This is a genomic window from Oligoflexus tunisiensis (genome assembly GCF_001748245.1).
In the GTDB taxonomy this organism is placed as follows: Bacteria; Bdellovibrionota_B; Oligoflexia; order Oligoflexales; family Oligoflexaceae; genus Oligoflexus; species Oligoflexus tunisiensis.
Genome location: NZ_BDFO01000001.1, coordinates 6,163,111 through 6,176,898 on the forward strand (window position 1 = coordinate 6,163,111; position 13,788 = coordinate 6,176,898).

Annotated in this window: 11 protein-coding genes; 5 read left to right on the forward strand and 6 right to left on the reverse strand. The window is 55.9% G+C overall.

Annotated elements, in window-relative coordinates:
* Positions 1–3: 3 nt before the first annotated feature.
* Complete coding sequence (locus OLTU_RS25500; RefSeq protein ID WP_141735553.1) at positions 4–1,296, reverse strand: glycosyltransferase family 4 protein; 1,293 nt, start codon at positions 1,294–1,296, stop codon at positions 4–6.
* Entirely contained in the window at positions 1,281–2,291 is a 1,011-nt protein-coding gene (locus tag OLTU_RS25505; RefSeq protein WP_141735554.1) for a glycosyltransferase, read from the reverse strand. Before OLTU_RS25505 ends, OLTU_RS25500 begins: the two co-directional genes overlap by 16 nt.
* 312 nt (positions 2,292–2,603) lie before the next feature.
* Here OLTU_RS25505 and OLTU_RS25510 point away from each other — a divergent pair, with 312 nt between their 5' ends.
* Complete coding sequence (locus tag OLTU_RS25510; protein WP_141735555.1) at positions 2,604–6,362, forward strand: ATP-binding cassette domain-containing protein; 3,759 nt, start codon at positions 2,604–2,606, stop codon at positions 6,360–6,362.
* Between the two features lie 9 nt (positions 6,363–6,371).
* Here OLTU_RS25510 and OLTU_RS25515 read toward each other — a convergent pair whose 3' ends face one another.
* From OLTU_RS25515 to OLTU_RS25530, 4 genes are all read right to left on the reverse strand, one after another.
* Positions 6,372–7,370: a radical SAM protein gene (locus OLTU_RS25515; protein ID WP_141735556.1), complete on the reverse strand. Its 999-nt coding sequence runs from the start codon at positions 7,368–7,370 to the stop codon at positions 6,372–6,374.
* A complete protein-coding gene (locus tag OLTU_RS25520; RefSeq protein ID WP_218110261.1) occupies positions 7,370–8,266 on the reverse strand; it encodes an aldose epimerase family protein in 897 nt (298 codons plus the stop codon). Before OLTU_RS25520 ends, OLTU_RS25515 begins: the two co-directional genes overlap by 1 nt.
* Positions 8,267–8,343: 77 nt before the next feature.
* Positions 8,344–9,345, reverse strand: a complete 1,002-nt coding sequence (locus tag OLTU_RS25525; protein WP_141735558.1) for a glycosyltransferase family 9 protein — start codon at positions 9,343–9,345, stop codon at positions 8,344–8,346.
* 97 nt (positions 9,346–9,442) lie between these two features.
* A complete protein-coding gene (locus OLTU_RS25530) occupies positions 9,443–10,159 on the reverse strand; it encodes a CPBP family intramembrane glutamic endopeptidase (RefSeq protein ID WP_141735559.1) in 717 nt (238 codons plus the stop codon).
* A gap of 179 nt (positions 10,160–10,338) precedes the next feature.
* On the opposite strand from OLTU_RS25530, the gene OLTU_RS25535 reads away from it, so the two are divergent.
* The 4 genes from OLTU_RS25535 to OLTU_RS25550 all read left to right on the forward strand — a co-directional run bounded on the left by OLTU_RS25535 (position 10,339) and on the right by OLTU_RS25550 (position 13,765).
* A complete protein-coding gene (locus OLTU_RS25535) occupies positions 10,339–10,914 on the forward strand; it encodes a hypothetical protein (RefSeq protein WP_141735560.1) in 576 nt (191 codons plus the stop codon).
* Between the two features lie 199 nt (positions 10,915–11,113).
* Positions 11,114–11,872 (forward strand): TIGR02147 family protein, encoded by a 759-nt coding sequence (locus tag OLTU_RS25540; RefSeq protein ID WP_176736959.1) that lies wholly within the window; start codon positions 11,114–11,116, stop codon positions 11,870–11,872.
* Between the two features lie 14 nt (positions 11,873–11,886).
* A complete protein-coding gene (locus tag OLTU_RS25545) occupies positions 11,887–12,414 on the forward strand; it encodes a hypothetical protein (RefSeq protein WP_141735562.1) in 528 nt (175 codons plus the stop codon).
* A gap of 148 nt (positions 12,415–12,562) precedes the next feature.
* On the forward strand, positions 12,563–13,765 hold the full coding sequence (locus OLTU_RS25550) for an alkaline phosphatase PhoX (RefSeq protein ID WP_141735563.1): 1,203 nt from the start codon (positions 12,563–12,565) through the stop codon (positions 13,763–13,765).
* The last annotated feature ends 23 nt before the right edge of the window (positions 13,766–13,788 follow it).

The following is a 13,788-nucleotide window of genomic DNA, read 5'->3' on the forward strand; positions in this document are numbered from 1 at the left end:
CTCCTAAAAGCGTATGAAGTCAGACTTCGCTCTTTGCTTATGAAAGGACTTGGACTGCATGCCTTCGAAAATGACGTTTTCGTACATGCGACTCAACTGCTCCACCACCTTCTGCCAGGTAAAATAATGGTAGGCGCGCGTTCGAGCCCTCTGGCTCATGATCAGGAGATCCTCCGGGTGCTCAAAGAGCAGACTCAGGCGGTCGCCTATGGCCTCGGGATCATCATGGGGAACCAGAAATCCTGTCCTGCCGTCCTGCACGGAATATTTGATGCCACCCACGCGCGAGCCGACCACAGGTTTGCCGCAGGCCATGGCCTCCACCGGCGTGATGCCGAAGGGTTCATACCAGGGTGTGCTGACGAACACGTCGGCCGCACTGAAATAGGTGACAATTTCCTTCCGGGATTTCCGCCCGCAAAAAATCACCTTGTCCTCGATGCCCTCCTCCGCCGCGATGGTTTGCAGCCGGCCGATTTCGGGCGTCAGTACCGGATCAGGTGCCTCGGATTCACCGCCCACGATCAGCATCTGCGCATCCTTTTTCCAGCGCCGGACGAAATGCGCAAAGCCACGGATGGCCTGATCGACTCCTTTTCGCGGGACCAGACGGCCCAGCTGCAGGACCGTGGGGATGTCAGGTTTAACTCCAATCACCTGCCGGGCGATCTCCCGATCCTGAACCTGAAATTCCTCGGGATCGAACCCACACGGAACCATGGTGATGCGATGGGAATCCGCCTCATAGAAACTGATCAGATCGGAACGATCCTGTGGGCACTCTGCGACGATTTGATTCGCTTCGGCCACGATGCGATCCTCGACCTCGAAGCGAACATCCGGGAAAAGATCCTGATCACCCTGGTAAAGGCGTCGGACGCGACCCAGGGCATGAAATGTGATCACAAAGGGTATATTGAGGATTTGTTTCAGATCCGCCGCGACGAGACCTGACATCCAGAAATTGGCGTGGATCAAATCATAGCGCTTGCGTTGAGCCTTGCAGAACTTCAGCATATAGAGGGTGAACTGAGGCATGTACTGGTAGAGGTCCTCTTTGGGAATCCAGCGGGCCGGGCCTGCCGGAACATTGATGAGCCCAATCCCGCGGTCGAGGACTTCCACTTCCAATTTGCGCTCGTCGTCGCGCCGGGTGAAGATATCCACATGATGACCGAGAGCCCGCAGATGGCGGGCGACCTGAGCCACGTAAAGGTTCTGCCCTCCCTGATCCACTCCTCCCAGGATTCCTTCCGGTGATGCGTGCTCACTGATGATAGCTATGCGCCTTGCCACTCCAACTTCTCCTCGTAAAGAGCTTGACCTGTCGGCTGCCGGGCCCAGCTGTGACCGGTTACGTCAGCCAGCGTTTCACACCAATCGCGAATGAAGCGTCCCAGGGCAAAACGCTCCAAAGCCACCTGCCGGGCTTCCCTGCTCATTCGTTCGGCTTCTTTTGGGGTTTGAATCAGATGTCTCATGGCATCAACGAGCCGATCCACGTCGGTGTCGATGTATCCGGACCGCCCATTCTCAACCACCGTGACCATTTCCGTGGTGGCGAGACCGACGATGGGCATGCCGATCATCATCGCTTCGCAAACAGCCAGACCCAGGCTTGTGTAGCGAATCGGGTTGAAGAAAAAGCGATAGTGGGATTGATAGGCAAAAAGATCGGCATGCCTGATCTCACCGATGCCTCCCGCTTCCTTCCACCCCATCCCCACGAGGTCGAGGTCCACCCTGCTTTTCGCGTGCTGAAAAATATCGAGTCCAAGACGTCGTCCCCGCTTTTGCATGTTATTGACGACCACAATCCCGCGTTCGAGATTGCCACGATAGGAAATATCAGGCGGGGCTTTCACTCCATGTTCAATCACCCGGGTCGGCGAACGCCCGCAGTCCCACATCAGACGATTGAAGGGCGTGACATGAACGATCAGGATTTCCGGGTCATCCACCGGATGTTTGGTATCCGTCGGATGTTCCCGGGGTGGATCATGCTCCAAAAATATTTGAGGCAGGCGCAATTGCCGATCGGAGAAAATACGCGGTCCCTCGTCACGAAAATTTCCAGCCTGCTGGTAAAGGATGCAATCGATGTCGAGATCCCTCACGCTTTCGAGAGGCACCTCTTTCAGGTTGTCAGGCCATGGATAGCTTGGTGTTCGGCCGATACAGAAGCCGGATCGATCCCTGTTCACCGGAATGAAAATTTCATGAGGGATGTGCGCGAGGTAGTAGAGGTAACTGCCATGAACATGCCAGGTGAAAATCTTGAGTGACCGCACATAGACCTCTCGCTGAATTGCTTCAGTAGGCACTTTACGTTGATTGTCTGCAGAAAATGAATCCTCAAGATATCGCAGCGAAATATGCCGTTGGAAAAAATGAGGTGGCTCGAAAAAGATTCTGATAGTTTTTGTGCACTATTGGATTTACACTCGCAACGCAACGGCAATGAGGACCTTGCTTAATTTTTAAACAGCAAGCCGGACCTGCTGAATTTGGCTCCTGCTGGGCAACTTCTGTTGTTCGGTCTTCTCCTCCTCATTTCCACGTTCTTTATTCTTCCTGTGTCCACCGTTCCTGCAAGGAAAGCCATGCTTCAACGCGTTTATTCGCTGTTCGGTTCTTTGTTTTTTACTCAAGCTGAAGACCTCATCAAAAAAGCACGCCAGACGCCACTCGATCCGTCCGATTTGCCTGAACTGCCCGCAAAGAGCGATCGTTTCCCCCAGGCCTTTTCCGATGTGAAGGCTGGCAGCGGCTCGCAGCTTATTCTTCATATCCTTGACATCATGAAAAAAGACATCGGCACGGCCGCTCTTTTGGGGCTGTTTTCGGCCCTCTGTAGTCTGTCCATCCCGCTGCTCATCTTCCGTCTGGTTGATTTCGTCAACCAGGCGGCGCGGGGCGATCTTCAACTCTCCCTGGGACTGGCGGCCGGCTTTTTCCTTTGCCTGGTCTCAGCGCTGACAGGCCTTCTGCAGCAGTACTATCTGCATGCCTGCCAGAAGTTTTTAATGCACATCATGAGTGGCCTGAATCTCAGAATTTACCAGCATGGCCTGACGCTGACGCGCTGCAACCAGCACAAGCAGACGACCGGGGACCTGGTCAATCTCATGAATATGGATGCCGAAACCCTGGGCCGCGGTTTCATTGATTTGGTGGAAGTCTCGCTCAAGGCCTTCATGGTTTTGGCGACCTCATGGATGCTGATCGATCTTCTGGGATGGGCTGCGGTTCTCGGTCTGTCTGTTCTGGGCATCACAGCTCCCCTGTCGCGCTTTCTGATTCGGAACTTCATTCGCCTTGATGGACAAATCATGGGAAATCGGGATCGACGCGTTTCCCTGGTGTCCCAGGTTCTTTCCGGTATCCGGATCGTCAAATACTTTGCCTGGGAACCCCGGATATTGGCCGAGACGCAGGCCATTCGCAAAAAAGAGACCGACGCCCGCTGGCGCCTTTTTCGCAGCAATAGCCTCGCGCTCTTTATCTGCATGAGCAGCAGTCTTCTGGTCGGTCTCGTGTCCTTTGGAGCCGCCTGGCAATCGGGTCGCGCTTTGGATGCGGCCGTCATTTTCTCGAGCCTTGCCCTGTTTGGAATGCTTGATGGACTGGTTGGCAACCTTACCGACTCGGTTTCCATTTTAAGCGCCGCACGGGTCAGTGCCGGGCGCATTTCCCGATTCCTGAGTGATGGCAGGGCTGCGGAAACGGCTCCGCAGGGCCAACGCTACAAAGGTCCCCTGGGCCTGACCTTTCGCAAGGCCTCCTGGCAATACCGGGACGCTGATCAGCCCGTTCTCACGGATATCAACCTGGGCATTCAACCCGGCGAAGCGGTCGCCATCATCGGACCGGTCGGCAGTGGAAAGTCGAGTCTCCTGCTCGGAGCTTTGAAGGAGATTGCCCTTGTTGAAGGTCAGATGAACTGGGATGGCCTGCCTGCCGGTCACAAGCCTCATGTCGCTTATGTACCGCAAACGCCCTGCCTTTTGAATGCCACGCTGCAGGATAATCTCTGCCTTGGACATAAACTGGTCGATACCCATGCCTTGGATAAGGCCATCCACGCCGCCTGTCTGGGACCGGACATCAAACGCCTGCGCGGTGGCCTGCAGGCTGAAATAGGCGAACAGGGTTTGAATCTCTCCGGAGGACAAAAGCAGCGTGTGAACCTGGCCCGTGCGGCCCTGCTGGATCCCCAGGTGGTTTTGCTCGATGACGCCATTTCTGCTGTCGACTTTGCCACGGAAGACCAGCTGATGCGTCGGCTCATCTTTGGCCTCTGGCAGAAGAAAACGCGCCTGGTCGTCACCCATCGTCTGCGGCACCTCGCCCGTTTTGATCGCGTTCTCTTTATCATGGATGGACGAATCATCGGCAATGGACCGGTCGCGGAACTGCTCATCCATAACCAGGCCTTTCGCGACTTTTATAACGACGCGCAGCAGGGCCACACCAGCGATGAGGATACCGAGGAGCCTGCAGCAACCCGGGACGCAGCGGCCCCCTCTGCCGATTCCACGGAGACGCGCATCACGCAGGATGAAGATCGGGCTTTTGGTGCCGTTCAAGGAACGGTCTATAAAAGTTATTTCAAGGCCCTGCTGCAATCCCGCCGGGGACATTTCGTGGGGATGGCCTGTCTGATGCTGATGGTCAGTCTCCTGAGCATTGGTCTGCCTCTGCTGCAAAACACCTGGCTGGCGTTCTGGTCGGATCACTATCACGCGACGCGACCTGTGCCGCATGATTTATGGTCACTTCTGCCGTCGTTCATTCAGCAAACGCCCGGCGCTCTGCTCGCCTGGGGGGCCCTGGGCCTTCTGACGATTATCGCCGCCGTGGGTCAGCAAATGCTTTGGCTGAGACGATCCCTGATTGCCGGCATTCGCCTGCATGATGCGGCGTACTCGGCGGTTCTGCGGGCGCCTCTGGCGTTTTTTGATAGCACTCCCGGTGGACGCATTCTGAACCGCTTTTCGCGTGACGTGGATGCGGTGGAGCGCGAGGTGGCTTGGAATCTGGAGCGAACGCTGGTCCCAGTGTTTCATGCCTGTGCCGCTCTTCTGCTTCTTCTGATCAACCTGCCAATTCTGGCCCTGGTGATCGCCCCGGCCCTCTTCATTTACCATCGCTTTCAAAGGGATTACCGGAAAGCCAGCCGCGACGCCCAGCGTATTTTTTCGATGGCCCGCTCGCCCCGTCTGGCTTTTTTCAAGGAAACGCTGCAATGCACCGCGATCATTCGTGCCCATGATCAGGCGCCCACGTTCACAGCTCGTTATCAAACGCTCTTCAGACAGTTTCAGGAAGGGTTTTACGGCACCGTCCTGCTGAATCGCTGGTTCTCCGTTCGCGTCCCCCTGCTGGGCGGGCTTCTGTCCTTTGGCCTTGTCTCAACGATACTGCTCCTGGCTTCGGCGGGACGCCTGGCCCCCGGTATTGCCGGTCTCGTTCTGGTCTATGGCACAAGGCTCTGGGATCATCTGAATAGTGCGATTCGCAGTTTCACCACAGTCGAATCCAATATGATAAGCGTGGAGCGCCTTCAGCATTTTCAGTCGCTGGAAGCCGAACAGGATAGTCCCGCCGTGGATTCTCCCGTCACAGGGGATGCACAGTGGCCTCAAAAGGGTGCTGTGGAATTTGAGAATGTAAGCGTTCGCTACGCGGCGAATCAGCCACTGATTCTGAAGAACTGCAATTTCCAAATCCAGCCGGGACAAAAGGTTGGAATTATCGGCCGGACCGGGGCGGGTAAAAGCACGCTGCTCCAGGCTCTCTTCCGCTTCATCAATCCCTGCAGTGGGCGCGTGCTGATCGATGGCGTGGATACGGCCACGATTCCCCTGCATCGCCTGCGCCGTTCCATTGCGATCATTCCGCAGGATCCCCTGCTCTTTCAGGGCACGCTGCGCAGCAACCTGGATCGCTTTGAACGCTTTTCGGATCAGGACATCTGGGCTGCTCTGAGGCGGGCTCATCTTTTGGAATGGGCGCAGCGTCTGCCTTCAGGACTCTACGAGGAGATCAGGGAAAATGGAGGCAACCTTAGCCTGGGGCAGCGCCAGCTGCTCTGTCTGGCCCGGGCTCTCCTGCTTGATACGCGCATCATTGTGATGGATGAAGCGACCGCGAGTGTGGATGTGCTGACGGACAGCCTGATTCAGCAGACCATTGAAGAGGAATGTCAGGACCGGACGGTTCTGATGATTGCCCATCGACTGGAGACGCTGGAGCTCTGTGACACCATTATTGAAATGGTGGATGGCAAAGCCCGAATTCATGCAGACGACCGCTTCGAGGCTGCTGCGGCATTGGACACGGGCGTCCATGCTTCCTGATGGAAGGTTTCAAAACGTTCCCGTATAGGAAGCGCAGGACCGGCAAATATCAGGAGGCTGAGGCGAGGCCAGCTGTTGACGGAAGGCTTCATACGCCTTCCCCTGCCAGAGAGCGGCGAAAGGTTCGGATCGAATGCGTCCAAAGTTAAAACGATCCGGGGTGGCGATCATGCAGCAGGGCATTGCGTCACCGCGATAGCTGAAATAGGCCCGTTTCCAGGGCCAATCGCAACGCTTGTCTCCCGGGACATCATCCGCGTATCGTTCCTTTTGTATCCGCGGGAGGCGCAAGGACATGCCCGCCTCGGTCGCCCGCTCGCGCGCCCGGCCAAAGACCTCCTCGATGACAGCAGGTTCCACACGTTCCAGAGTCTGTTCGTTCACATAGTCACGCATGCTGTGATAATGCGCGGGCAGGGAGCCTTCCCCATAATCATGGCAGAGGTGCTGCACCCAAAGCTGTTTCACAGGCCACCGCTGGCAGAGACGCACCAGGTCCGGAAGCTCGTGAAGGTTCTGCCTCATCAGCACCATCACAATATGCAGGTCGGGACCTTGCCCCTGAAACCGCTCCTGGGTGCTGGTGAAGAGTTCCAGATTCTTCAGAACCGTGGACCAGCGGGAACGCACCCGGATGCGTTCATAGGTGGCGGCCGTCGAACCGTCCAGCGAGACATGCATGAGGCTGAGGCCGCTCGTCATACAGGCCTCGGCCCGGGAGCTGTTGAACAACGTGAGGTTGGTGTTCACCGAGACCTTGACGTTCCTTCCGGCTGCGAAACGCACCATATCAAAGAACCGTGGATGCATCAGAGGTTCACCGAGACCCTGCAGATGGAGTTCCTCCATGCTGGGAAATTGTTCCATGAGATGGGTGAAGAGCGCATACTCCATGAACGCCGGCGGGCCATGGGGTGGACCGTCCTGCCGAAACTGAATGGGACACATCTGGCAGCGTAGATTGCATTGCCCGACAGGTTCCATCTGGACGAATCGCGGAAGTTCCATCACAACTCCCAGGTCTGGACTCGAGCTTTCATTTCGAACGCACGGGTTTCATGCGGCTGCAGAATGCCGGAGGTTCCCTGCTGAAAAGCCGTTTCAAGATCAAAGGGAATGTTGGTGCAGGGTTCAAGGATCAAAACATAGTGATCCCGAAAGCCCGAGAAGCTGGAAAAAATCCACACATAGGGAAAGTCCTGAGTCGCGAACGAAAACATCAGTTCCGTGCGGCTGGCTGGATTGCGGACTCCACACCAGCCGTCCTTCAGGTATCTGGCATAAAGGAATTCGCGACTGTAGGAGGCTTTGGCTCGCATTTTATCCATGCGCACGGGTCGTCCTTCGGCATCCTTCACAAAGGGGAAGGCCGTGCGTTCAGGCGAACCCGCGATCATGCTGAATCCAAGCGCCACGGGCTCAAGCTCGCAGTCGGGCATGAGCAGCTCATCCCCCTCTTCGATGGCAAGGGCCGGATGCTGCTTGAAGAGGTAGGCCTGCGGCTCGGCACTTCGATTGCGCAGGGCATGCCTGATAAGGACTTCCGTTCCCTGGGGCTCCAGGACTATGGTTTTCTCCACCGTCAGGGGCATGCTTTCGCATTCCATGGACATGGAAATCCCGAGGGGCGAGGATTCCTGAACTTCCCAGGGCTGGCTCCATAATTCGCCGTGATCGTACATCGTGCGGCCACGAAAAGGATCGGCCGCATCACTCGGGAAGACCTCATCCCAGCCGCCCGTCCAGTTTTCATCAAATGATGCGCCGCGCGGTAACGTGCGGCCCTTTGTGGCATCATAACCAGGCGGATGCCAGACCCATTCCTTTCCCGTTTTTCTGTCGACAAAGGAGTCGATACGCCCTCCCAGATCGGGTCGAACTTTTATGCTGAGCCCTTCGTTCATCAATAAGTAATCCTTGCCAATCATCAGGCTTCCCCCTCGTAACAGAAAAGTTCCTTATATCACTCAGGCTCGCTCTTTTACCAATCCGTGAGATTAGGGAGATGACCGCACCCATCGAGAAGTCCCAAGGCCTGTGTCGTGATTCGGGCCGGTGACATGTCCTCAGTTCGGTCCACCGCCACGTGGCGTTTGGAATCAAGGGGGGCCCAGCGTTGAGGGCTCGTTGCAGAAAAGAGGACAACACTGGGCACCCGCAGCGCGGCCGCGAGATGCGAGACGCCGGTATCATTGCAAATGAGCAGACGGCTGTGCTGCAGAAGAAGAGCCAGCTCACCGAGCGGGATATGATCCGAGGCGGTATCGAGGGCCTCGTGCGACATGGACGCTTGCACGGCTTGAATAATATCGCGCTCATCCCTGGCACCGGTCAGCACGATGCGAAAACCTTCGGCGGCCAGGGCATCCGCCACGGCAGCAAACTGTTTCGGGGGCCAGCATTTGTGTCGGGACCTGGCGCCCGGATGGATGCATACGTATGGGTTTGTTTGAATTTGAGGGAACCAGCTTCTTTGCTGGAAACCTTTTCTGTCAATTTCAAAGAGAGGAAATTCCAGTTCGGGGCTGACGTTTGCGATCCCGAGATTTTTCACGACCCGCAGAAGGCGCAGGATTTCGTGTTCATCGTCCTCGACGGGAACAAAAGTTTCGGGATGCGGCTGATAGTGTCCGGGCTTGACCATGCCGGCGACCTCTTTTGCACCGAGCAGACCAATAAGAGGGTTGGTGATCAATCCTGTCCCATGCATCTGCAGGGCAAGGTCAGCCTTCATCTCCTGAACCTGATGGAGGAACGACAAAAATCCGCTGGCATCGAAAGGCCGTTCCGGCAAACCCGGATAGCCTGGGAATTCCACGAATTCATCGAAATACCTGGGATAGCGCCGAATCCATTCCCTGGCCCACGGCAGGCCGATCAGAGTGATCGATGCGTGAGGATAGCCCTCGCGCAACGCGCGCATGGCCGGGATGGAACAGAGCATGTCGCCAAGGTAAAGCGCTCGGAGGATAACGATCTTCATGCATCCCTCGCTCGTGAGCCTGCCTTCATGCTTAGCCTGAAAGCGGAGAGAACGACTAGATCGTCGCCTTGGGCTGGGTTAAATACCCAGGGCCTCTTCAAGGAAACGGAAACGTCCCCACATAAAGACCCAGCGCGTTCTGCAGACTATGCCCCAGCATGGCCGCAGCCAGACCATAGCGGGCGCGAAGAAGTCCAAGCACCAGCCCCGTGGGAAAAATGCCGGAAGCCAGGGCAAGATAATGGTGGACATCGGGCGAGGAAAACATGTGAGCCATGGCGAAGAGGAGAGCCGTGAGAGTAACGGCAGAGAAGGGACTCAGAACCTTTAAGGCCCGGGTCAGGGTCAACTCCCGATACCAGATTTCTTCCAGAATGGGAACGAAGACAATGACAAACCAGGGAAAGAGGCTGTCGCTCATGGATGGGAAACTGAACTCCATGGGGTGCAGTCGTGTTTCCCCGAGGACCTGCAAAGAAGAATCATTGAGGAAGAGGGAATTCACGATCCGGGAGCAAAGATTGCCGAGAAGTATTCCCGACAAACATCCTGCACCAACCGCAATCCATACCCAGATCCGCGTCAAGTTCTGATACTGCATGACGCCGCGTAACCTGGGGCCCACCAAAAAAAGCCCCAGCAGCAGGGGAGCCACGAGGAGCCCCAGGGATGCATAGCCGACACGATCGGCCGGAATCCTAACCCCCCTGAACTCCAGAAAGAGCCGAAACAAACCATACTGCAGGGCCGGGAGGGCCAGCCCCCAGGCCACCACACGAGCGAGCGCAAGCCCATACCTTAACCTTTTTGACATTGCAGCCTCTGCATTTTTCAAGCCTTCCCATCCGCGTCATGAAGACCATTATGACATTTTCTGTACCCCTCTTGTGTACAGAAACTCAAGGTCGGCCTGGACCTGTTCTGTCACCTGTCGAGCGTTTATGCGAGAAGAAGGCGTCACATGATGAACTCCCATGAAGGAAAGGGAATCCTATGAAAATGTCTCGCGTTACCTTCGGTCTTGCCCTGGCTGCCCAGGCTCTCTTTGCAACGGTTGCGTCCGCTCAAAGCCACCGTCCCGGCACCACGGGCGTCGGCCTCAACATTTACTGCGATCCGATCGACACAGCCTATGCCGGCGGCAGCCCTCTGTTCAATGAAGCCACCGGGGAATTCACCAGCCGTGAAGACTATCTGGCTCAAAAACAGCTGAATACGTTCTGCGAGCCGATCGACACCATGTATGCCGGCGGCAGTCCGCTGTTTAATGAAGCCACAGGGGAATCCATCAGCCTCGAGGACTACCTGGCCAACAAACGCTGGGCCCGCGGCGTCAACCAATATTGCGATCCCCTGGGAACAGTTTACATCGGCGGCACACCGCTCTTTGACGAGACCACCGGCCGTCGGGTGACCAAAGAGGAATACCTGGCCGCGCGCAACTTCAATATTTATTGCGATGCCCTGGGAACCGTTTATGCCGGCGGCACTCCGCTGTTTGACCCAGCCACCGGTCGCACCCAGACTTTAAGGGCTTATCTTGCCAGGAAGTTCGTCATCCTGCGGTAATTACCCAGACGCAGTTGGCAGGCCTACTCTTCAGGCTGATCCATTGGTGTAGCATGGCATTGACTTAAGCCGGATCTTGGCCTAGTAAAGGGGCGGAATCTTTAACTGGTCCCCTTCCCTTTCGGTGCCTATGCCATCCATCGTTCAGTCCATACTTCTTTCTCATCCTGGCGTTCCAGCTTTGGAAAGATTGATCGTTATGAAAAAAATGGAGAATAGCACCTTCACCAAAAACTACGTGACCCGCCGCGTGGGACTCAGCTCACGCGGATATCTGACTGATGTTTTCAAAGGCCGTAAAAAGCTCAGCGCGCGCTTTGTCAAACCTCTGGTGGCGACGCTGGATCTGGAACCTTTTGAAGCAAGCTATCTTGAGAAAAAACTTCTGCTGGAAACGGAATACGCGAAGTCACAGGAGACGCGCGAGGACCTTCTGGCAGAACTCCATATTCTCGAGAGGAATTTCCGCTCCATGACGCTGACGGTCGAGGATCACTTCGATGTCTATGCGCTGTCCCTGGTTTATCTGAGTCTCTTCCTGTTTCCCGATAAGAAAGCCAGTCAGCGTGATCTCCTGAAAATTCTCGCGATCCTGCCGGCCGCGACGATGGAACGTTCCATCATGTTTCTCTTGCAAAAAGGCCTGATTATTGAATCCGACCACCGCCTCATGGTGAACCCGGACAAGGATTTTTCCTTTCTCAGTGCACAGTACAGCGCGTCCCAGGAGATCGCTTATCTGAAGAAGAGTTTTGCTGAAGGGATTGACCGCCTGCCGCTTCTGCAGCAGCAGCGGGATGATGTTATCTTCCATAGCTCGGTCCTGACGGTGAAGCGCAGTGAATATCGGGAATTCATCAAGAAAATTAAACAGGATTTCCGGACCTATCATGCGGAGCTGGACCATCAGCACCCGGATACTCTTGTTCGTTTCAATGTCCAACTTTATCCCATATGAAGAAGGAGTCTGCAATGAATGCATGGCCTCGTATCCTTTGGCTTGCCCTGTCCCTGATCGTATCGGCAAAATCCCTGGCTGCCAGCAAAGCACCGGATTGGGAAAAATGGATCTTTGAGCGACTCGCTAAGCATCCGGAATTTGAAGTCACACTGCATGCAGACGAGGCTGTGATCCTGACCCATGGGGCCGAGTACTATGCTGCGTTTGCTGTGGTGAAGAGTGAAATCCATCCTCTGATCTGTGCCTATGCAGCGGTCATTGATCCGGCCATCGGCACGGAACCTGGTCATTATACGTTGAAACCAGGCTATATCTGTGGTGATCGTACCGCGATTCAGCCTTATGATGGCCTTTTTGAAGTCAAGATTCCCTGGTGTGGCGGTGAAGTTTGTGCGAATCCTGCCATCGGTGTGGGCAATCTTAAGGTTCGTCCCGACCGTAGCCTGACACTCGACAACCTGCCTTCCAAGTTGCCGGTGAAGGTTGATGGGCATCTGTTGCATCACTTCGATCCATCCTTGCCTGTCGCGGGCCACTGATCCGGTGCGCCGCCCTATGGATGCAGGGTGGCGCGTGAATTTCCCGCAATCTTAACCGAAGTTTCCTCGATTCTTTTTCCCGCCTTGTTCTTCCATTCAAGAATGCGCTCTACGATAGGCCGACTTCAAACGAACCGCGGAGAGTGCAATGCGTGAACTCAAAAACCTTAGGGTGAATCGACGTCAATGGCTGGGTCATTCCATCAGCGGCCTCGGTCTTCTCGGAATAGGCGGCGGCGGCCTCAGTTCGCTTGTCACCGCAAGTCCCCTGCTGGATTATCGGAGCCTTCGCCATATCGGGCCTCTTCAGGCGCCGGATATCCATGGCCTGAGGCTGCCCAGAGGCTTTTCCTCACGCCCCCTTGCAAGCTCGGGCAGCGCGGTCCGTCTTGCGGAGGGTCGCCTGAGCAGCCACCTCTGGCATGAGGCTCCGGATGGTGGGGCCTGTTATCCGACAGAGGATGGGGGTTGGATTTATGTTTCCAACTCCGAAGTCGATCATGGGAAGGGTGGCGCGGGGGCTCTGCGGTTTGATCGAGTGGGTCGGCTTGTGGATGCCTATCCCATTCTCAGTGGGACCGATAACAACTGTGCGGGAGGGGCCACGCCCTGGGGAACCTGGCTGTCCTGTGAGGAGGTGGAAAGGGGTCGCGTTTTTGAATGTGATATTTATGGTAACGGTGCCGAGCTGCGACAGGGTCTGGGTTTCTTTGAACATGAAGCGGTCGCGATCGATCCCATTCGCATGCAGGCTTATCTCACGGAGGATACCGGGGATGGCTGCTTCTATCGTTATACACCGCAATCCGTGAATCAGGGTCGCATGGACCTCGATCGTGGGCGGCTTGAAGTGGCTATCGTGGACGGGGGCACTGTATCCTGGCAGCGGGTGAGTCAGCCCAACCCTTCATCGAGTCAGACGGCGACGCGCTACCAGGTGCGCGACGCCACGGCTTTTGATGGGGGAGAAGGCATCTGGTATCACGAGGGACGGGTGACGTTCACCACCAAGGGTGACAATCGCGTGTGGCAGTATGAGATTGAAACGCAGCAGATCACAGTCATCTATGATCGTCGGACAGCGAAGAACCCCATACTCAGCGGCGTTGATAATGTTACCATCACGGGCGATGGTCATGTGCTGGTGGCAGAGGATGGCGGCGACATGCAGATCTGTGTGATCGGGCCCGCGGGTGATGTCTTTCCTCTCCTGCAAATCGTGAATCAGGATGACTCGGAAATCACTGGCCCGGCCATTAGTCCAAGTGGCGATCGGCTGTACTTCAGCTCGCAAAGGGGCGGGTCCATGGGCAAGGGTCTGACCTATGAGGTGCTTGGGCTGTTCCATTGAACGCCAGACTCTGCGTCTTCCGA

Excerpts from the sequence above, each read along its gene's own strand:
- OLTU_RS25510 (WP_141735555.1), top strand. The coding sequence starts at position 2,604 with ATGCTTCAACGCGTTTATTCGCTGTTCGGTTCTTTGTTTTTTACTCAA.
- OLTU_RS25515 (WP_141735556.1), bottom strand. The coding sequence starts at position 7,370 with ATGGAACTTCCGCGATTCGTCCAGATGGAACCTGTCGGGCAATGCAAT.
- OLTU_RS25520 (WP_218110261.1), bottom strand. The coding sequence starts at position 8,266 with ATGAACGAAGGGCTCAGCATAAAAGTTCGACCCGATCTGGGAGGGCGT.
- OLTU_RS25525 (WP_141735558.1), bottom strand. The coding sequence starts at position 9,345 with ATGAAGATCGTTATCCTCCGAGCGCTTTACCTTGGCGACATGCTCTGT.
- OLTU_RS25530 (WP_141735559.1), bottom strand. The coding sequence starts at position 10,159 with ATGTCAAAAAGGTTAAGGTATGGGCTTGCGCTCGCTCGTGTGGTGGCC.
- OLTU_RS25535 (WP_141735560.1), top strand. The coding sequence starts at position 10,339 with ATGAAAATGTCTCGCGTTACCTTCGGTCTTGCCCTGGCTGCCCAGGCT.
- OLTU_RS25540 (WP_176736959.1), top strand. The coding sequence starts at position 11,114 with ATGAAAAAAATGGAGAATAGCACCTTCACCAAAAACTACGTGACCCGC.
- OLTU_RS25545 (WP_141735562.1), top strand. The coding sequence starts at position 11,887 with ATGAATGCATGGCCTCGTATCCTTTGGCTTGCCCTGTCCCTGATCGTA.
- OLTU_RS25550 (WP_141735563.1), top strand. The coding sequence starts at position 12,563 with ATGCGTGAACTCAAAAACCTTAGGGTGAATCGACGTCAATGGCTGGGT.